Here is a 19,427-nt window from a genome sequence, read left to right as displayed (position 1 = left end):
CTTCTCCCTAAACCCCTAGCCCCTGAACTCTAACCACTGCCTTTAACGAGGTTCCTATGAACAAGGGGAAACAAGTGAAAATTATCGGCCTTATGTCCGGCACTTCGGCTGACGGGCTTTCGATAGCGCTTTGTTCGCTTAATTCCGGCAAAAAAGAGCTTGCAACTCTGGCCTGTGAAACTTATCCGTATAGCGCGGGTCTCCGGGCTAAAATACTTTCCGCCAAAGAAATGAAGACACCGCGCCTTTCCGGGCTTAATTTCGAACTGGGCCGGACCTGGGCCGCTATGCTTATCAAGTTCGCCCGCCGCAACAGGGTGAATTTCAGGGATATTGCCGTCATCGGTTCCCACGGCCAGACAGTCTGCCATTATCCGGGGGGCGGTATTCCCAACACTTTACAGATAGGCGAGGCTTCTTTCCTGGCTGAAGCTTCCGGCATTCCGGTGGTTTCGGACTTCAGGCCGGCGGACATGGCGGCCGGCGGGGAGGGCGCTCCGCTTATCCCTTTTATGGATGAATATCTGTTCGGCGGGGGGCGGCCCGTCGCTTTGCAGAATGTCGGCGGCGTGGGAAATATCGCTTTCGTGGGCAGGAACTTGGTGACTACCGGCTTTGACACCGGCCCCGGAAACTCACTTATGGATACGGCGGTATCCCTGCTGACCGGCGGAAAAGAGGCTTTTGACCGTAACGGCCGCTGGGCCATGGCCGGGAAAGTGGACTATGCCATGGTCATGAAACTTATGAAGCTGCCTTTTTTCCGGTTAATGCCGCCTAAATCCCTGGATAGAGATGAATTCTCCGGTGTGTTCCTGAGGAAATATTTCTTAAACCGGCTTAATGTCCGGTCTAAACACGATCTTCTTGCCACGCTGAATTATTTCACCGCCGTGAGTATCGCCCTGGCGTTCCAAAGGCACGCCCCGGCCGGCACTGAAGAGCTTATAGTGAGCGGGGGAGGGGCGTTGAACCCCGCGCTTATGGCCAATCTTTCCGGACTTCTGGCCCCTGTAAAAGTTTACACCATCGCCCGCCGCGGCATACACCCGCTGGCAAAAGAGGCGGCCTGTTTCGCTTTGCTGGGGTGGCTGGCGCTTAACGGCGAAGTTAACCACTGCCCCTCCGCCACCGGCGCCAAAAGCGCGCGGGTATTGGGGAAGGTTATAAATTCATGCAGCGTCTAGACAGGCTTTTCCGGGCCTTAAAACACCGGAATTACCGCCTTTACTTTTCCGGGCAGATAATCTCGCTTGTGGGAACCTGGATGCAGACCGTGGCTCTGAGCTGGCTTGTTTACCGGCTGACCGGTTCCGCCATGCTGCTGGGTGTGGTCGGTTTCGTCAGCCAGATACCCAGTTTTCTTCTTGCGCCGTTTACCGGGGTTGTTGCCGACCGCTTCAACCGCCACCGGATAATTATATGTACCCAGACACTTGCCATGCTGCAGGCCTTTATACTTTCCATGCTGGTGCTTTCCGGCCGCATAGAGATATGGCATATAATCGCTTTAAGCGCTCTTTTGGGTATCGTCAACGCGTTTGACATGCCCGCCAGGCAGTCTTTTGTCATAGAGATAGTGGAGCGCAAAGAAGATCTGGCCAACGCCATAGCCCTTAATTCATCCATCTTCAATTCCGCCAGGCTCATTGGGCCAAGCGCTGCCGGAATACTTATAGCGGCATTCGGCGAAGGCCTCTGTTTCCTTCTGAATGCACTGTCCTACCTGGCGGTGATAGCCGCGCTGCTTGCAATGAAAATAAACAGGAAGCCAGCCGCCGCTGACGGGCGCAAAAAAGCGGGATCCGGCTTTAAAGAAGGGCTTTCGTACACTTTTGGGTTTACGCCTATAAGATACATACTCATGCTGCTGGCGCTTGGCAGCCTGTTGGGTATGCCGTATACGGTGCTTATGCCTGTATTCGTAAAAGGCGTGCTCAAGGGTGGGCCAAGGACGCTTGGTTTCCTGTTTGCCTGCTCGGGCGCGGGCGCTTTGTGCGCGGCCCTGCGCCTTGCCTGGCGGAAACATGTGCCGGGGCTTGAGCGGAAGATACCTGTTTTTTCCGGGCTGTTCGGAGCGGGCCTGATAGCTTTTTCTTTTTCCAGGGTTTTAGCCGTTTCGGCTGTCTGTATCGCGGCGGCCAGTTTCGGCCTTATAAGCCAGATGGCCTCCAGTAATACCGTAATACAGACTGTGGTGGAAGATGATAAGCGCGGCCGGGTAATGGCCTTGTATTCGCTGGCTTTCATGGGGATGGCGCCTTTCGGCAGCCTTTTGGCCGGCTGGATGGCCAGCCGTATCGGCGCCCCCTGGACAATTTTCCTGAGCGGGGCGGCGGTTATATGCGGGGCTATGGTTTTTAGAAGCAAGATCGGTGAGATAAGCGGCAGGGCACACCATGTTTACAGGGATCTGGGTCTGCTGGACAGTGAAGCGGCCGTCCTGGGAGATGCCGAGGGGCTTGAACGGACGGCGTTGTAGGGTTATCTAATTTTGTAGAATTTAGTAGCAACTCATATGGAAAAACACAGCCGCGTATTTGACGCGGATCTCAAGAGGATACTTAAAAATGTTTCCCGTACGTTTTATCTCAGCATTAACATTCTGCCGGATAGAACGCGGGCGGCAATGGCCATGGGCTATCTGCTTTGCCGCGCGCTTGACACGGTAACCGACTGTATAGGACCCGCTAACGGGCTTAAACGCGAAATTTTGGCCCTTTCACGGAGTTTGGATGACAAAAAAATATCCGCGGAGCTGTCTGAGAAAATAAAGCGGCTGGGAGCCTGCGCCGCAAATCCCAGGGAAAAAGAGCTGTTGCTCAGGTTTGATAAGCTTTTAGCCGTTTACCTCAAATTACCTGAAAGCGACCGCGTTTTGATCAATTTTGTCTGCGACGGCGTGGCCCGCGGCATGGAAATGGACCTGGAAATTTTCGCGGCTCCGGGCCTGTCCGCTTTTAAAACGGAGGAAGAGCTTAAAAAATATTGCGGCTGTATAGGCGGCATTCCGGGAATTTTCTGGGCCCGGCTTTACAGGGCGGCTATACGGCACAATAACATAAGCGCGGTAAAGTACCCTTCCGAACAAGCGGCGTTCGCCATAGGTTCCGCCCTCCAGATGACAAATATTCTCAAAGACATGAGCGCCGATCTTAAAGCCGGCCGGTGTTACCTGCCGCAATCGGATCTTTCGCCGCAAGATCTTCTGCCGCAGGACCTTTTTAATCCCATTAACATGGAAAGGCTTCAGGCTGTGGTTTATAAATGGATAGCATGGGCGGTGGATCAGCTGGATATGAGCGAGGAATTTGTGGCCTCCATCCCAAAGACCGAACTGGCCATGCGGGCCGCCGTTATTTGGCCCGTTTATTGGGCCATGGATACCCTTGCGGAGGTTGTCGACTCGAACTTGCTTGATCCCGCCGACCGTCCGCGTATTAAACGCAACAGAATTTATTCGACCATCGCCTTAACCCCGCCGCTGCTGTTAAGCAATACCGCTTTCGCCAGGGGCTACCGCTTCAGAAGGGAAACTCTGATAGTTTCCATAAATCAATCTCACTAAGGGTTGAAAGGCTTAAATTATGTATAAAAAACGCAATTATCATTTATATTTTCTGACTGTTATTGTTTTTGCATGCGCCTGTTTCGGGACCCGCCGGAGCGCGGCCGATATCGAGGAAGCCCGCCGCGCCAGACTTGAGCTTCAGTCCATAATGGATATGGTGTTTTCAAAACAAATACCCCCCATAGAATTCGAATCAGGTTCCGACAAGCTGCTTCCCGACTCCTTCCGTACGCTGGATATGGTGGCCGAGGTGCTTTTAAAGCACCGCACGCTTAAACTTTCGCTTGAGGGCCATACCGACGATGTCGGAGGGGAGGTTTACAACGAGAAGCTCTCTTTCATGCGGGCGGGGGCCGTAAAGTCCTACCTTGTTTTAAAGGGAGTATACCCCGATTTCATACGGATACGAGGCTACGGCAAGGGCCGGCTTTTGTTTACGGATACTTCCGATAAGGCCCGCGCGCTCAATAGAAGAGTGGAATTCACAATTACCACCAGAGATTGGGAAGCGATATATTAACAACAGAGGTTAGGGGTTGGAGGCCAGGGGATTGGGTTAGAGGGTGCTGGAATAAGGAACTCCTTCCCTAAACCCCTAGCCCCTATACGCTAGCCCCGCTCTATCTAATGTTCCTCGTATTTGTAGGCAAATTTGGCGTTTTTCTTCGGCCTGGTCCTTTGTATTTCCTCGGTCCACTCAAACTCCCTGCCGGCTATGCGCACGATCTCTCCTGCCCTTACGCCGTGCCGTTTAAGCATCTTGTCAACGCCTATCAGCTTGAAAATACGCCGCAGCCGGTTCAGTGAATCGGGCTGGGAAAAATTGACCATGGCCATGATTTTAAGCAGTTTCTCGCCGGTCAGTTCAAAAACACCGTCGGCGGAATGTCCCACCTTAAAGCCCGTGGGCAGAGGTTTGTTGACAAGGCCCGTGTCGGGTTCTTTTTTAGGGGCAAAAATCTCAGTTTCCTTTATTCGCGGCAGCAGCTTTATTATTGAGTCAAGCAGGTTTTTCGTTCCCGCGCCAGTGAAGGGGGAAATAAGGAAAATTTCCTGTTTTTTGAATTTCTTTGAAAGCGCAGTGAAAACTTTCTGCGCCTCAGGCAGGTCGCTCTTGGTTACGACCAGCAGCCGCGGTTTTTTAGCGAGTTTAGGGTGAAATTCTTTAAGCTCCCTTGCAATTACGCGCACCGATTGCTCAGGCGTGCAGTCTTTGAAGCCCTGGGGGTCCACTAACTGTATCAGCAGGCGGGTTCTTAAAATATGTTTAAGGAACTGGACGCCAAGACCTTTGCCTGAATGCGCCCCCTCGATCAGGCCGGGAATGTCCGCGGCCACAAATGAACTGCCTTTGTGGCGGATTACGCCGAGGCTGGGATGTAAAGTGGTAAAAGGATAAGAGGCTATTTTTGGCCGCGCGGCCGAAATACGCGCGAGCAGGGTGGATTTCCCGGCGTTCGGGAAGCCGACAAATCCCACATCGGCCAGAATGCTCAGCTCAAGCGTCGCTTCCAGGGCCTCTCCCGGCTCGCCTTTCTCTGAAATGTGCGGAGCCGTGTTGAATTTCGTTTTAAAAGAGAGGTTCCCCCGTCCGCCCCGTCCGCCCTTCGCGGCCAGGAATTTTTGCCCGGGAATTTTCAGGTCGGCTATCACTTTTCCCCCGACTTTGACAAGGGTTCCGCAGGGCACATATACCAGAATATCCTTTCCGGACAAACCTTCCATTTTCTTGCCCTTTCCCGGCGAACCGTCCGTGGCGAAAATGTGCGGGTGCGAGGCTATTTCGGAAAGGGTGTTTACATTATGCGTGGTTTCAAAATAAACATTGCCGCCCCGGCCGCCGTGCCCGCCGTCGGGCCCGCCGTAAGGCACGAATTTTTCCCGCCGGAACGACGAGCAGCCGTCGCCGCCGCTTCCGGCCCTGAGATAGACTTTAGCCGTATCTATGAAGTCCGGGGTCTTGCCTTTTTCTCTTGACATAAATTGAAATAAAAAACCTCCTAAAAAGTTTAGGAGGTTTTAGCCGGAAAAAACGCTATTTCGCGGCGGGGTAAACGCTGATCTGCTTTTTATCGCGTTTGGCCCACTCAAATTTAACCACACCCGTTATTTTGGCGAACAGCGTGTCGTCGGAACCCCTGCCCACATTGGCTCCGGGGAGGAACTTTGTGCCGCGCTGTCTTACCAGGATCTCACCGGCGTTTACGGCCTGGCTGCCGTAGCGCTTTACGCCAAGGCGCTGGCCCTGGCTGTCGCGCCCGTTGGTGCTTGAACCTTGTGCTTTTGTATGCGCCATAAACAAAAACCTCTTTTCTTGAAATTCGAAGCCAGCAACTATGACAACTGAATTTCTTTAACTTCTATTTCAGTCAGTTCCTGGCGGTGGCCTAAACTTCTTTCGTAAGCCTTTTTCGGCTTTTTACGGAAAACCAGTAATTTGGGGCCTTTGAGATGCCGCAGGACTTTGGCCGTTACTTTGGCTTCGGGGGACTTGGCGGCGGCGCTTTTTTCCTCCTGCGATGCCGACCATAAAGCCTTAAAAGTCACTTCCGCGCCTTTTTCGGCAGGGAGTTTCTCTATCTGCAAAATCTCTCCCGGGACTACCCAATATTGTTTTCCGCCTGTTTCTATTATTGCGTACATGATAGTGATATGATAGCAAAAACCCCGCCGCCGGTAAAGCAAAAAATTGCGGAAAAATCAACTCGCGGGATTCCCGGGCCGAGTGTCGTGTGTTTTTTTAATGCAGGCTCATCTGCGCCGGACCAGGGCCGCGCTTCTGAGGGGGAATCCACACCCGGCGTCCGCCAGGACAGAAGACCTATAGTTAAATGGGCCGTTGGGCCCAGTACAGAGCCGGTTTTATCGGCCATACTATATTCATGAACGCGCGAAGATCGGTTTCCCTGGCAGCGGCAACTATCCTCCTCTCTCTTTGCGCGGAGGGATTCGCCCGGACGCCGGCTCTGCAAAGTCTTTTGGACAGTGCAGGCGCCTCCAGTCAGGCGCAGATATCTTTTCCTGAACCCGAACAGCAGGTCGTATTTGCCAAACAGCGCCTGCCCGAAAACAACAATGAACCCGGTTTCACCTGGCCGCGGCAAAAGAGTGCGGATGTCGGGGACTATGTTCTTATCGGCGGGGCCACCGCCTTTCTTGCGGCTGGCGGCGTCAACTTGGACCAGCTTGAGGATGGGACAGGGAAATGCGCCCTTTCCCCGAACACCAGATATCCGACCGAGGCTGCGCCGGGATTTGAAAGCGAATATATGACCGTGGTTTTTAAGGAGCCCGTCCCCGGCTGCGCCCTGACGAAAGGCTATATCCTTATGACGCATGTCGCCGCCAGTTCCGCAGGAGGCGCATGGCAGCTCCCTAAAAATGTCCGCGCGTTCCTTGACACCCTGGCTTACGCCGAGGGTACCAGGGACAGATACAACTATATATTTACTTTCGCCACCTTTAAAAGCTATGCCGATCATCCCCGGAAGGTGAAGTGTCAGGGCGGGCTATGTTCAAGCGCGGCCGGACGATATCAGTTCCTTGCCTCGACCTGGGACCCCCTTGCCGGGGATCTTGAATTGAAAAATTTCACTCCGCCCAATCAGGATAAAGCCGCACTGGAAATTATCCGCAGAGCCGGCGCGTATCGCGCGGTGGAGAATTCCGCCGACTATAACAATTTCAAGAAAGCCATGGGTAAGCTCAACGACATATGGGCCTCTCTTCCCGGAAGCCCTTACGGCCAGCACACCTACTCCATGGCCGCCCTCTGGAAGCAATATAAGGCCTTTCTGGCCAAATACAAATAGCATTCACCCTGCCCTGCCCAAAGCCGCCGGCGATTTAACCCGAATTCTTAAGTCGGCCGTCTGACGCCATAGGCTTATAGAGTTACCTATGGCTTGAAACTTGCCGGATTTGCTCCCCGTTTCCCTCCCGTAAGGTCAAAGGACCTACCTTGATCAGGGCCGTTAGCCACTTACGCCGCGGAGATTTTTATGCCATAATTAAAATAAGAGCAAGTGGAGGATTACTCATGAAAAATTTTTTTAGCCTGCTGTTTTTCTTTTTAATCGTGCCCTTTTTCTTTTCATTTTTGTTCTCGCCCGCCGCTGTTTCCGCCTCCGGAGACCAGATTAAAACCAGGACCGGCGTCCTTTTTACCGGTTTGAAGGCCCCCGCGACCAATTATCTGAAACTAGACCGGACCGATCCCGCAGGCATAGCCTACGGCGATTTTGACGAATTCAGCAATATTAACGATCCGCTCTACAGGGAAGGCTCAAAGGAATTTTTAAAATCAAGCGTTTTGAGCGATAAAGCAGTTAAAACCCTGAAAGCTGTAACCTTGCGGGACGCCCCCGCGGACCCGGCCGGCTTAAAAAAACAAAACCCCAGGCAGAAAAATAAACCAGTCCTGAAGAAGCGGAAAACCGTAAAACCTTTACAGATAGATCCCCTGAAAAGCAAAAATACCATCTGAAATACAAAGCGCGAAATTACAGGCAATACTGCGTCATTTTGTGTTTTGAAATTTTTATTTTTTTGCTTTGTGCTTCCTGTTCAGCTTCGTGATTGAAAGCCGGCCGGATAATTAATAGAATAAGAAGCGGAGCGGTTGTTGATTTTTACGTTTACGGGGAAGGTATATGATCAAAGACGTGGCTGAACTTTTTACACATCCTGTGCTGAAAATATGGGGTGTTTTTGTCTCCTATGTTCCGAATATAATTGCGGCGCTTATCTTTGTCCTGGTCGGTCTTTTCGCCGCACGCATGGCCAGCTCGCTGCTTGAGCAGTTTTTGCGCAAAATTAAGTTTGACAGCTACACCAGCCGTGTCGGCATCAATGAGGTAATGACCCGTTTCGGCTTTGGAAAATCCGTGGTTACCATACTTGGCGTCCTGGTTTACTGGTCCATAATACTGGTTTTTTTCGTGTCCGCGGCCGACATCCTGAATCTGACCGCCGTCGCGCAGATACTTGAAAAGATACTCATCGTCTTTATCCCCAGGATCGCGGCGGCCATTTTTATAGCTTTCGGCGGACTGCTTTTTGCCAAATTTGTGGCCGATGTAGTGCTTAATTCCGCCACCGCGAACAATCTGCGCGGCGGCAAGTCGCTTTCAAAGATAGTTAACTTCGTGATACTGGTATTTACGGCCATTGCGGCCGTTGAACAGATGGGTATTGAAATGAAGGTCATCCGTTCCAGTATTAATATTCTGTTCGCTTCAATGGGCCTCGCGTTCGCTATTGCCGTGGGCCTGGGAGCGAAAGACATAGCCCACGAGATAATACAGGAGATGTTCACCGAGAAGAAAGACGAAAAGTGAGAAGTTGAGAGTGTAGAGTGTAGAGTCGATACTTGAATGCTTGCTTGTCAAAGAAAAGCCCCGGAAACTATCCGGGGCTTTTCTTTGGCTCTACACACTCTACACTATCTACTATCCACTCTCCTCAGTCCATGTAATCCCTCAGCATTTTGCTGCGGGAAGGATGGCGGAGCTTTCGTATGGCCTTGGCCTCTATCTGGCGCACCCGCTCCCTGGTAACGCGGAAGATCTTCCCCACTTCCTCAAGGGTGCGCGGATAACCGGACTCTATGCCGAAGCGGAGCTTTATTATTTTAGCTTCCCGTTCCGTGAGAGTGTCAAGTATTTTTGTCACCTCGCGTCTGCGCAAAAGCTCTATGGCCGAGTGGGAGGGGGGGAGCCCGGTCTTATCTTCGATAAAGTCCTCAAGATGAGAGTCCTCGTCTTCGCCGATGGGGGTGGAAAGCGAGATGGGATCCTGCATTATCTTCATGGCGTTTTTTACCTTGTCCATGGAGATATGCATGTGCTTTGAGTATTCCTCGATCTGGGGGTCCCTGCCGAATTCCTGACGGTACTTGCGGGTAACCTTCATTAATTTTGAAACCAGTTCTTTCATGTGCACGGGAATGCGGATGGTGCGCGCCTGGTCGGCGATGGCGCGGTTGATCGACTGGCGTATCCACCAGGTGGCGTAGGTGGAAAACTTAAAGCCGCGCTTGTATTCGAATTTCTCCACGGCTTTCATCAGGCCCAGTCCGCCTTCCTGTATCAGGTCTGAAAGCTCGAGGTTGGAATTCACGTGCTTTTTGGCGATCGAGACCACCAGTCGCAAATTGGCCTTTATGAGTTTGAGCTTGTCCTGCAGGATCTGGTCCTCAAGAAAGGTTATCTTTTCGTTCAGGGCCATAAACTCGTCCGGCTCTATAGGCAGAGTTTTTATGAGATGGCGCTCGCGCTCGCGGATGGCCTCGGCGTTTACCAGCGCGGCTTCAACCTCCGTGGTGTTGTAGCCCCACTTCGACCGGAAAGCTGCCGCTTTCATGCGGTTTTTGGCTACAAGCTCGTAATCCGCTTTCAGTTTTGTAAGGTCTCCGTAATGCTTCTCGTATTTTTCCAGCTCCTGGCGGTATTCCCTTATTTTATGGGCCAGGTTTTTTATTTTGTTGGTAAGACGCTTTATCTTTTCCTGGTTCAGATTGAGGTTGATGATATTGTTCACTATCTGCATGCGCTTGGAGTCAAGCACAGCTCCCAGCTTCTTCTTCAGTTCGTTTGAAATTCCGGGCGTCTCCATCCGCTCGCAGAGTTTTTCCATCTCACGTTCTATCCGGGTTATCAGGTGAGCCACATTTTTCATCTTCCTCTTCATGGCCGAAAGTTCCTGCGTGGATTTGCGGCCGCGCGGCATGAGCTCTTTGGTGGTCATTTCATCCTGCTCGATCAAAGTTTCCCAGTTGCGTATTTCCCGGAGCGTTATGGGGGATTCAAGCACCAGCATGCGCAGTTCACGCTCGCGTTCCCTGATATTTCGCGCCAGCGTCACCTCTTCGTCGCGCGTGAGCAGGGGAACTTTGCCCATCTCGGAAAGATACATGCGTATGGAGTTCGACACGTCGGGGGTCGCTCCCCATTCTTCCGTGTATGCTTCGCGCTCCGCCGCCGCCACCATCTTGAATTTCTTGCGGTCCACCACTTCAATGCCCAGGTCTTCCAGCGTGCCCATGAGGGTGTCTATTTCCTCGCTTGACATGGAGGCGTTCGTGAGCGAGCGGTTCATCTCCTCAAGGGTCACGTATCCGTGCTCCTTGCCCAGTTCCACCAGATCTCTTAAAGCCTTTCTAGGTTGTGCCATGTTTTTCTCCTTACTTGGACGGAAGGTTAAAGCTCGCCCGCCTTACCTCTTAACTCTGTCAGGTGTTTTAATTCCTCCAGTTGCGAGGGGGTAAGCGTTGAATAATTTTTGCTCAGCTCTTTGCGCCGCCTTTCGTGCGAATTTTTTTTAAGCATTTTAACTGTTTTTGCGGCGTTTTGGGCCGGATTTATGTCGCTTGGAATATCGGCCACGGCAAGCTTCATTATCAGGGACGCTTCCTCAGGGAGCCTGGCAATGAGCGCGGCCGCGGCCCGTGGCCGCTCTTCGGGTTTAAGATTTTTTATTTCAGAAAAAATCCTTTTTGCCAGCGGGTGTGAAAGGTCGCTTTCCTCCAGGCCTTCCGCGCAGACGGCGAGTTCGGGGTCTTTAAGAAGAAGCTGTATGAAGCCCAGTTCAAGCGCCGGCATGGACTGCGGGGCGGACGTCTCGTCCGGCTTTCTTTCTTTGCCGGGGACCTGGCTCTTTTTTTTAAGCTGTTGTAGGACCGAGATTTCCGAAACCTCAAAACGGAAAGCGATGTTTTTTACCCATTCGCTTTTAAGTATCTCATCGCCCTGTTTTAAAACCGTCTCAAGCAGCGCGTCTATGGCTCTGGCTTTGTCCTGCGAGGAAACCGCGGCCCTGTTTTTGAAAAACAGGTTCATCCTGAAATCCAGCGGGTCGGCCGCATCCGAAATTTTTTGGGCGAAGGCCTCCGGCCCGTTTTCATTGAGATATTCGTCCGGGTCGAGCCCGGCGTCAAGTTCGGCGATCCGCGAATACAGGCCGGCTTCCATAAAAATTTCCGCCGCCCGCACCGAGGCTTTTATACCGGCGGCGTCCGGGTCGAACATTATTATGGTGTCTTTCGCGTAACGCTTTATAAAGGAGGCGTGTTCCATGGTAAGCGCGGTGCCCAGCGGCGCCACGGCGAAATCCACTCCGTGCTGGTGGGCGCTTATAACATCCATGTAGCCCTCAAGCAGCAGAAGGCGGCCGCTTTTCCTTATGCCGGCCAGCGCCCTGTCAAGGCCGTACAGCGTTTTACGTTTTGAGAAAACCGGGGTTTCAGGGGAATTTAAGTATTTAGGCTCTCCCGAATCCAATATCCTGCCGCCGAAACCCGTTACCGTGCCTGTCTGCGTTTTTATCGGGAACATTATGCGTCCCCTGAAATAATCGTAGGGGCTGCCGTCCGAGTCCCTGAGCCCCGAGAGCCCGGCTCTTGAAAGCAGGTCCTTTGAGAAACCTTTGCCCAGCAGTTCCTGCGTCAGGGCGTTATCGCCTGATGGCGCGTATCCCAGGCCGAAGGCTTCTACGGTGGCCTTGTTTATTTTTCTGGCGCCAAGGTAAAGCCGGGCTTTTTCTCCGCCGGAAGAAAAAAGAAACTTTTTGTAAAACTCGCAGGCCGCCGCGAGGGCTTTTTTTATTTCAAGGTTTTCCCTGTCGGCGGCGCTTAACCCGGTAAAATGCCGGTCTTCCCAGCTTAGCCCCGCTTTTTGTGCGAGCTTGCGCGCCGCTTCGGGGAAGGTAAGCCCCTCTATTTTCATAACAAAGGTGAATATGTCGCCGCCTTCATTGCAGCCGAAACAATAAAAGATCTGCTTATCGGGGCTGACCGTGAAAGAGGGGGTTTTCTCGTTGTGAAACGGACAGGGTGCCTTGTAATTGCGGCCGGCGCGCCTGAGCGCGGGCACATAGTCTTTTACAACGTCCACTATATCCAGCTTTTCCCGTATTGATTCGATCGCTGAGTTTGAAGCCATGGTAAAAGGAAATTATATGAACGGAAAACCCCCGCGTCCCCTGAAGGGACGCGGGGCAATAAGAGCTGAAGTCCGAAGCTCTGAAGAACTGAAGTTTTGAAGCCTGGAAGTTTTTTACTTCAGCTCTTCAGCGCTTCAGTCGCGGACAGCGCCAAAGGTCCGCGACAGGCCAGTGTCACTAGCGCTTCAGTTCTAGTAGGATCGTCTGCCCTTGCGGATCTTGCGCCTTAGCTCTTCCGATTTGAGTTTTCTCTTGACGCTTGGCGGGAGGTAGTGCTCCCTGCGTTTTATGTCTTTAAGCACACCGCTGCGTTCGCACTCATGCTTGAAACGCCTGAGAGCTTCTTCTATGTTTTCCTCGTCTCTTAGCTTGATGAATACCACAAATATCACCACCTTTTAACGACAGCAAATAGCGAATAGTAAATAGGGAATAGCGATGGAGTTCCCACCCAACTTATCAACCGGGGGGCCACATCAGCCTTCTGCCGCCCAGAAGATGATAATGGATATGGTCCACCGTCTGTCCGGCCTTATGGCCGTTGTTAAGCACCAGCCTGAAGGCTTCGCCTATGCCAAGCTCACGCGCGATTTCTTTGGCGGCGTACTGCAGCTTGCCCAGAAGTTCAATGTCTTCCGCCTGGGCCTTGGCAAGGCACGCGATGTGTTTTTTCGGTATAAGTATTACATGCGTGGGGGCCTGCGGATTTAAATCGTAAATAGCCACCATGTCCGCGTCCTCGCGGATAATTCTTGCTTGTACTTCCTTTTCAATGATGCGGCAAAAAATGCAATCAGCCATTAGCTATATACATTCTATTAGTTTTCGGGGCGGCAGGCAAATGGGTGTTGCGGGAAAACGAGGCAGGGATCGAAAGTGTGGGGCGTAGAGTAAATAGTGCGGAGAAAATCAAAAACTCCTGTAAAGCTATATACTCTGCACTATCCACGCTACACTCGCCGTTTGCTATTTGCTCTCTTAAAACTCTGACAGCGGCAGTATGCGTTCCCTGAATTCGCCGGGGTTGTATAAGCAGTTATTTAAGGACTTTTTGTTTTTGCGTATCCTCACTGGCGTCACCCCGGCTTTTTTTGCCTGTATTACGCCTTCATCCGACGGTGTGAAATAAAATATGAAACGGCTTCGTTCAAGCAGCTCATATTTTTTGTTTTCGTCCGTGGTGAAATGAAAATAATCGGCCAGGGTTTTCCAGGAGTTTTCAAGGCTGTCTGAGCCTTCCTGCCCGCGGCCGCAGAAAATTTCCACCTTAAATCCCAGGACCTTGAAAAACCAGGCCGTCAACCAGGGGATGGGCTTGATATGCTCATATTTATACGCCCTGTTTACCGCGTTCCAATAATCCGCGCCCGATGCTATATCTTCGTCCGGCAATCCCCGCCCCTTTGTTTCCAGACCGTAACCGCCGGGCGAAATATACTCCGCGTCAGCGCGCTTTCCAGCGCTAAAAGAGAGGGGCAAGTCGCGCGCCGGCGCTATGGTGAGGGTGGCCGAAGGTTCGGCTTTGGAGCCCTGCGCGCTCTTAAAGGCCGGGGTTGAAAAAACCAGGCCGTCGTCGTATTCAAAGCCGACCTTGAAACCGATAAGCGTTATTACGCTGAAAAGTACGCCCCACGCGCCGGCCAACATCGCGAAGGCGCGCAGTCGCGCGAACCATTTTGAAAAGAAAGCCCCTATAGCCGCAAACATTTTATTCAGTGCCTTTTGTGCCGTGATTTTCAGGCTTATCCGTGTCCACGACGCCTGCCTGTCCTACGATGGCCGGCCCTTCCGCCTCCGGAGCGGGCGGGGGCTGGACGCTGGCCTGCCGCTGCGGCGTCCCTTCCGCGGGATGGCGTCCGCTGCCTTCGGCGCGCGCCCCGTTCGTGTCCCGCATTTCCGCCTCAGGCTCGGGGGCCGAGATCTTTCGCAACGAGAAACACCAGCCGAGTATTTCCCGCAAAAATCTTTTTGAATTTGCGAACTCCATGGCGTTAGGTAAAATGGGATAATCCGCGTTGTTTACGATGGAATCCGGCACCGCCAGACGATAGACATGGCCCGGCACAAGCGGGCCTGAGTCTGTTTCAACGCTTTTTATGCCGGTTTCCCCCGCAATTATTTTAAGGCCGGAAACGCTTATGTCCGAGAGGACCTTGTCCTCCAGCGCGTCTGCCAGTTCGGCGCCGCGTATTTTTACAAAAACCACGCTGGTGTCGTATGGCATAACCCTGTAGATATCTCCTACGGTAACAGGCCCGCTGGAAATCCCGGCGGCCAGGTCTGAATTTACAAGCAAAGCTGCATTTGAATGGGCCCAGCGTTTCATGCAGCCTGCGGCAAAATCACCCATGGCCGATCTTCCTCCGTCGCGCAGCTTAAGTTCTGTTGACAGAAAGCCTATGCGCCGCTCCATGTAGCGCGTAACCGAGTGTAAATGCCGGTTAACGACCTCCAGGGCGGCCGGGTCTTCTCCGTATTTGGCTTTGTCAAGCGGCAGCAGGTCCCAGTCTATGGCGGTGAGCGTCCCCGCGACGGGATCAATGTACAAGCGTATGCGCGCGGCGCTTGAGCCGAGGCCCGAAGGCACCACCCATGACTTGCCTGCCTTGAACGGCTTTTTTAAAGAAGGTTCGTCGGTGATTATGAGGTCTGTTTTAGGGAGTTTTTCAAGGAATTTACGGTAGAATTCCGGTTTTGCGGAGGCTTTGGGGTTGATGTTTAAAAGCATCACGGTAATTTTGGCGCCGCCATCCTTCAATGCTTTAAGTGCTTTTTCGATTTCGTAGCTTTCTTTTTCCAGGTGGTAGTTTAATAGATTTTTCGGCTGGTTCGCCTTTTGCGGATCCGCAACGTTAATTGCAAACACGCCTATCTTGTGTCCGCCGGCTTCAAGCAGGGCGAAGCCGCGCAGAAAATCCGGCTTCCTGTTGTTTTTCAGGTATAGATTTGAAGCCAGAAGCGGAAATGAGACTGTTTTTGAAAGCTTTTCAAGTTCCCTGGGGGCAAGGGCCAAATCACGGTAGCCGGGGGCGGCGGCCGAGTAGGGCACGGCATCCAGGCAGTCAAGCACCGCTTGCGCGCCCATTACCCGCCCTTCGGATGTTTCTGAAAGCCAGTTACCCATATCCAGCGCGAGTTTGGGCTTGCCTTCCAGTTTGTATAGGTTTTTGAAAACCGCCACCCCTCCGGCCAAGGCTCCCTTAAGGGCGGAATCCGGCTCGGCGCTTATGCGTCCTTCAAGTCGCGCGGTGACGAAAATTACCGCCTCTTCTTTTTTTGAACAGGAGCCTAAAATAAGGAAAAGGCCCAAAAGCGCCGCAGTTTTTAGGGTCATTTTAGAATTTAGTTATCCTGCCGCCCGCGGGCAGGGCCGTAACCGGGTTTTCCTTCAAATCTTTTACAAGCGCCTCGCGCACGGGGCGCATGGTATCCTGCATATTTCCGGTTTTAAGGAACACTTTACCGCCGGAGCCGCCGGTGGTCATATAATTGTTCGTGACCACGCTGAATTTATCCTCGGGCTTTATTTCTTTTCCGCTCTGTTCAAGGCGCAGTCCCGTCGTTTTGCCGTCCGGGCCTTCGTGGAATTTAACCGTTAGTCCTGAAACCTGCAGATAGCTTTTGCCGTGGTGCAGATTGTCGAGGAAAAGTTCTGAAAGCTGGGCGCCGGTCATCGTAAGGGTTACCAGGGTATTTTCAAAAGGCATTACCTGATAAATGTCGCGCATCGTTATGGATCCTTTGGTAAACCCGGCACGTATGCCCGGGCTGTTCTGGAAAGCCAGATCAGTGCCCGATTGTCTGCGCATGGCGTCGGTCATCCAGTTTCCTATGGGCGAATCAAGCCCTTCCTGGGAAAATGAAAGGTCAACGGCGGTTTTGCTTACCACCTTGTCCATTTCCTTGTTAACCTCCGCGCTTAAAGAGCTGACGGTTTTGAGTACCTCGGCGTCCTCTCCCGTTTTATCGGTCCAAAGGGGGATAAGTTCGGCTTTCGCGCCTTTAAATTTACCTGTGGCGTCGTCGAAGTCCAAGTCCACTTTGGTAAAATCCGTAAGGCCCCAGTAACTTTCGGCCACCAAAGTGGAGCTGGGCTTGTCGAAATAGCCCTTTAACAGGCCGGTGTGATTATGCCCGCCTATGACCACAGCGGCGTTTTTTGCGGCTCTTGCCACCGGGATAGTTCCGTAAGCGGTTTCTTCGTCCGTAAGCGTTACAGTTGAAAGATCGATTTTCCTGCCGCCAAAATCGCCGATGCCGATGTGCGCGAGCACTATAACGGCGTCCGGCTTCTGCTTTCTGATCTCTTCCATCCACCTGGCTGTTTCGGCTGGTTCGTCGGCGAACGTCAGATGCGCGACATTGGCCGGCAGAGTGGAGTGCGAGGTGTGCACTCCGGCGATGCCGAGCACCGCTATGCGCTCGCCCGCTTTTTCAATTATGGCGTAGGGTTTCAAATAGTCGACATTTTTCCCGGTGGCCTTGACATAGACATTCGCGCCAAGCACAGGAAAAGAGGCGCTTGATACCAGCGTTTTTAAATTCTCCTCGGTGTAGTCATAATCATGGTTGCCGACGAGCGCCGCCGTATAGCCCAGTTGGTTCATGATTATTATGCTGGCCATGCCTTTTGTGAAATTCCCTTCCGGCGTACCCTGGAACATATCGCCCGAATCAAGCAGAATGTAAGGATTCTTTTCAGCTTTTAAAAGCGAAGACAGGGCCGCGAACCCGCCGATGGTCCGGGTGGAGTTTTCCTTGTCCCATTTAGCGGGCCTGGCCGAATACCAGCCGTGCACGTCGCTTGTATGGTAAATGGAAATTGTTTTCGCGTTTACAACTTCGGCTGAAATCAGGAAACAGAGTATTATCATGGTTGCTTTTTTCATGTTTTTTATCTCCTAAGTCAGGGCTTGTTGCGCGCTGAAATTATGTTCTCTGAAAGCTTCTCCGCTTCGTATAACCACTTGTCAAAGTCGCTGTACAGGGTGGCAAGCTTCAGGTTTCCCAAAAAATCATCCGCCGCTGATAAGCGGCCTGCCCTGAAAAGCCCAAGCTGCTTTCTGCCGGCCGCTATAAGCTTGCCAGCCCGGGCGGCGGCTTCACCCTGCCCGAAAGAATGCCCTGTGAAGGCTTCGCCAAGAGCGTCCAAAAGGGAAAGATATAAGGCAAAGAACCAGACTATTTCCGGATTTCCCGCCAGCTTATAGTCCCTGATTTCCGAGAAACCCTTTTCAACCAGAGATAGTATCTGTTCTATATCGCGGATGAGCCGGATGCCGTTTGAGCTGCTGCGCCCGTTCCCGGCTTTTTGAAGTATATCCTGCAGCCGCGTTTTTGCCCTGTTGATTCTGCGCCGGTCAGGCGTTTTCTGCGCCAGGCAGTACACAAGTTTCCGCAATTCTTTCAGGGCAACGGCGGCTTGGTAAAGCCCCGGGTTACTGAAGCGTAATAACAAAGCGTGTATCATTGGTTTTTCAGCCGCTCAAGGCCGTTTAGGCTGAAAAGCGCCATATGCCGTAGGCCTTAAGCCATAAGCAGAAAGGCTGCCATAAGCTTATGGCCTAAAGCAGTTATTCCTACCTACTGCCTATCCGCCGGAGCAGTTATTAAATGATACAAAAAAACGCGGGGAGGATAAACCTCCCCGCGTTTTGAAGAAACTCCGCGAGACCGTCTGATGGCCAGAGGCAGGTATTACCTCTTGGAGAACTGGAATCTCTTTCTCGCTTTGGGCTGGCCGTATTTCTTTCTTTCCACCATGCGCGAGTCCCGGGTAAGGAATCCCGCTTTTTTCATGGAGGAGCGGAAGCTTGGGCCAAGGCTCGCGATAGCGCGTGAAATACCGTGGCGTATCGCGCCGGCCTGACTGGAAACGCCGCCGCCCTGCACCTTCACTATACAGTCGAATTTCTGGTCCTTGGCAAGGTCAAAGGGGGAGCTTATAACGGCCGCAAGCCGCGGGGTGTTGCCGAAATAATCTTTTAACTCCTTTGAGTTTACGGTCATTTTGCCTGTGCCGCCCTGCATGAGACGCACCTGCGCCACGGAAGTTTTTCTTCTGCCGGTGGCCAGTATTAAATTTTTGTTTTCCATAATATATCCTTTTTAGTTCAACCTGCCATAAGCCGTACGCTATACGCCATATGCTGCAAGGAATTCCTCAAAGCCTATGGCTTAAGGCTTATGGCGCTTTTTAACGCCGGGTTCGGGAACTGTGTTTGTTCAGCGGCAAAAATATTAAGCCGCTTCATGCGCCGATCCCTGAGCCTGTTATCGTCAAGCATACGCCGGACGGCCAGGTTCAGCACCTTGGTCGGATCATTTTCCATCTGCCGTTTGTAAGGTATAACCTTGGCGCCGCCGGCATAGCCGGAGTGCCGGAAGTAAAATTTATCCTCCAGCTTATTGCCGGTTACTTTTACTTTGGCTGCGTTGGTGACCACAACGAAGTCTCCGCAGTCCATGCTTGGGGTATATAGCCGTTTGTGCTTGCCGATTAAAAGGATGGCAATTCTGCTCGCAAGCCTGCCAAGAATCTGGCCGTCGGCGTCAAAAAAATGCCACTTTCTGGTTTTTTCAACTTCAGACACACTGGGCAAAGTAGTTTTCTGTATCATAGTAGGACTATGATAACAAATTTCCCCCCATTGTGTAAAATTATTTTTTCACGCCATTGCTCAACCATTCGCGTCATTCCCCGCCATAATCTCACATCCCAATCTTTCCTTTCTCGCAGAAGTGGCGTTGTTTGATGGCGCCGGAGCCGTGGGGAAAAGGTGCCTTTTTTACACGCCCCGGTTGACGATTGACCGACTCCTGAATCTTCCACCGCTCAACACTGGCGGCGGGGAAAACTTCAAAAAATTTAATAAAAAAGCCCCGCTTTTTGTATTATAGATAAAATGGACGGCGG

The 19,427-nt window shown here is 52.2% G+C and carries 20 protein-coding genes; 7 read left to right on the top strand and 13 right to left on the bottom strand.

The window, feature by feature from the left end; genetic code table 11:
* Positions 1-56: 56 nt before the first annotated feature.
* From NTX59_12475 to NTX59_12460, 4 genes are read left to right on the top strand one after another with little or no spacing between them, the layout of a single operon-like run.
* Complete coding sequence (locus NTX59_12475; GenBank protein MCX5786491.1) at positions 57-1,187, top strand: anhydro-N-acetylmuramic acid kinase; 1,131 nt, start codon at positions 57-59, stop codon at positions 1,185-1,187.
* Positions 1,175-2,482: an MFS transporter gene (locus NTX59_12470; GenBank protein MCX5786490.1), complete on the top strand. Its 1,308-nt coding sequence runs from the start codon at positions 1,175-1,177 to the stop codon at positions 2,480-2,482. Before NTX59_12475 ends, NTX59_12470 begins: the two co-directional genes overlap by 13 nt.
* A 36-nt stretch (positions 2,483-2,518) precedes the next feature.
* Positions 2,519-3,568 carry a squalene/phytoene synthase family protein gene (locus NTX59_12465; GenBank protein ID MCX5786489.1) on the top strand — a complete coding sequence of 350 codons (1,050 nt, stop codon included), beginning with the start codon at positions 2,519-2,521 and terminating at the stop codon, positions 3,566-3,568.
* 19 nt (positions 3,569-3,587) lie between these two features.
* The gene (locus NTX59_12460; GenBank protein ID MCX5786488.1) at positions 3,588-4,091 is read left to right on the top strand and encodes an OmpA family protein; all 504 of its coding nucleotides are present in this window, start codon (positions 3,588-3,590) and stop codon (positions 4,089-4,091) included.
* Positions 4,092-4,195: 104 nt separating this feature from the next.
* On the opposite strand, the gene obgE is transcribed toward NTX59_12460, so the two are convergent.
* From obgE to rplU, 3 genes are read right to left on the bottom strand one after another with little or no spacing between them, the layout of a single operon-like run.
* The gene (gene obgE, locus NTX59_12455) at positions 4,196-5,551 is read right to left on the bottom strand and encodes a GTPase ObgE (protein ID MCX5786487.1); all 1,356 of its coding nucleotides are present in this window, start codon (positions 5,549-5,551) and stop codon (positions 4,196-4,198) included.
* A gap of 55 nt (positions 5,552-5,606) precedes the next feature.
* Entirely contained in the window at positions 5,607-5,867 is a 261-nt protein-coding gene (gene rpmA / locus NTX59_12450; GenBank protein MCX5786486.1) for a 50S ribosomal protein L27, read from the bottom strand.
* Between the two features lie 38 nt (positions 5,868-5,905).
* Positions 5,906-6,214: a 50S ribosomal protein L21 gene (gene rplU, locus NTX59_12445; GenBank protein ID MCX5786485.1), complete on the bottom strand. Its 309-nt coding sequence runs from the start codon at positions 6,212-6,214 to the stop codon at positions 5,906-5,908.
* A gap of 188 nt (positions 6,215-6,402) precedes the next feature.
* Between rplU and NTX59_12440 the strand changes: the two genes are divergently transcribed.
* The 3 genes from NTX59_12440 to NTX59_12430 all read left to right on the top strand — a co-directional run bounded on the left by NTX59_12440 (position 6,403) and on the right by NTX59_12430 (position 8,910).
* Positions 6,403-7,383, top strand: a complete 981-nt coding sequence (locus tag NTX59_12440; GenBank protein ID MCX5786484.1) for a glycoside hydrolase family 104 protein — start codon at positions 6,403-6,405, stop codon at positions 7,381-7,383.
* 227 nt (positions 7,384-7,610) lie between these two features.
* Complete coding sequence (locus NTX59_12435; GenBank protein MCX5786483.1) at positions 7,611-8,057, top strand: hypothetical protein; 447 nt, start codon at positions 7,611-7,613, stop codon at positions 8,055-8,057.
* Between the two features lie 166 nt (positions 8,058-8,223).
* Positions 8,224-8,910, top strand: a complete 687-nt coding sequence (locus NTX59_12430) for a hypothetical protein (protein MCX5786482.1) — start codon at positions 8,224-8,226, stop codon at positions 8,908-8,910.
* A gap of 124 nt (positions 8,911-9,034) precedes the next feature.
* Here the strand turns inward: NTX59_12430 and NTX59_12425 are convergent, their stop codons facing one another.
* From NTX59_12425 to rplM, 10 genes are all read right to left on the bottom strand, one after another.
* Entirely contained in the window at positions 9,035-10,744 is a 1,710-nt protein-coding gene (locus NTX59_12425) for a sigma-70 family RNA polymerase sigma factor (protein ID MCX5786481.1), read from the bottom strand.
* Between the two features lie 26 nt (positions 10,745-10,770).
* The gene (gene dnaG / locus NTX59_12420) at positions 10,771-12,510 is read right to left on the bottom strand and encodes a DNA primase (protein ID MCX5786480.1); all 1,740 of its coding nucleotides are present in this window, start codon (positions 12,508-12,510) and stop codon (positions 10,771-10,773) included.
* A gap of 192 nt (positions 12,511-12,702) precedes the next feature.
* Positions 12,703-12,894 carry a 30S ribosomal protein S21 gene (gene rpsU, locus NTX59_12415; GenBank protein ID MCX5786479.1) on the bottom strand — a complete coding sequence of 64 codons (192 nt, stop codon included), beginning with the start codon at positions 12,892-12,894 and terminating at the stop codon, positions 12,703-12,705.
* Positions 12,895-12,970: 76 nt separating this feature from the next.
* Complete coding sequence (locus NTX59_12410) at positions 12,971-13,312, bottom strand: histidine triad nucleotide-binding protein (protein MCX5786478.1); 342 nt, start codon at positions 13,310-13,312, stop codon at positions 12,971-12,973.
* Positions 13,313-13,489: 177 nt separating this feature from the next.
* The gene (locus tag NTX59_12405; GenBank protein ID MCX5786477.1) at positions 13,490-14,218 is read right to left on the bottom strand and encodes a hypothetical protein; all 729 of its coding nucleotides are present in this window, start codon (positions 14,216-14,218) and stop codon (positions 13,490-13,492) included.
* Between the two features lies 1 nt (position 14,219).
* A complete protein-coding gene (locus NTX59_12400) occupies positions 14,220-15,845 on the bottom strand; it encodes a 5'-nucleotidase C-terminal domain-containing protein (GenBank protein ID MCX5786476.1) in 1,626 nt (541 codons plus the stop codon).
* A 1-nt stretch (position 15,846) separates the two neighbouring features.
* Complete coding sequence (locus tag NTX59_12395; protein ID MCX5786475.1) at positions 15,847-17,400, bottom strand: bifunctional UDP-sugar hydrolase/5'-nucleotidase; 1,554 nt, start codon at positions 17,398-17,400, stop codon at positions 15,847-15,849.
* Positions 17,401-17,417: 17 nt separating this feature from the next.
* The gene (locus NTX59_12390) at positions 17,418-17,981 is read right to left on the bottom strand and encodes a hypothetical protein (protein MCX5786474.1); all 564 of its coding nucleotides are present in this window, start codon (positions 17,979-17,981) and stop codon (positions 17,418-17,420) included.
* 227 nt (positions 17,982-18,208) lie between these two features.
* A complete protein-coding gene (gene rpsI, locus NTX59_12385; GenBank protein ID MCX5786473.1) occupies positions 18,209-18,607 on the bottom strand; it encodes a 30S ribosomal protein S9 in 399 nt (132 codons plus the stop codon).
* A 74-nt stretch (positions 18,608-18,681) separates the two neighbouring features.
* Positions 18,682-19,131, bottom strand: coding sequence for a 50S ribosomal protein L13 (rplM, locus tag NTX59_12380; protein MCX5786472.1), 450 nt, complete (start codon positions 19,129-19,131; stop codon positions 18,682-18,684).
* Positions 19,132-19,427: the final 296 nt, after the last annotated feature.

The organism is Elusimicrobiota bacterium (genome assembly GCA_026388155.1).
GTDB lineage: Bacteria > Elusimicrobiota > Elusimicrobia > Elusimicrobiales > UBA9959 > UBA9634.
Note: the sequence above shows the minus strand (reverse complement) of the source record. Positions and strands in the feature narration are given on the sequence as shown.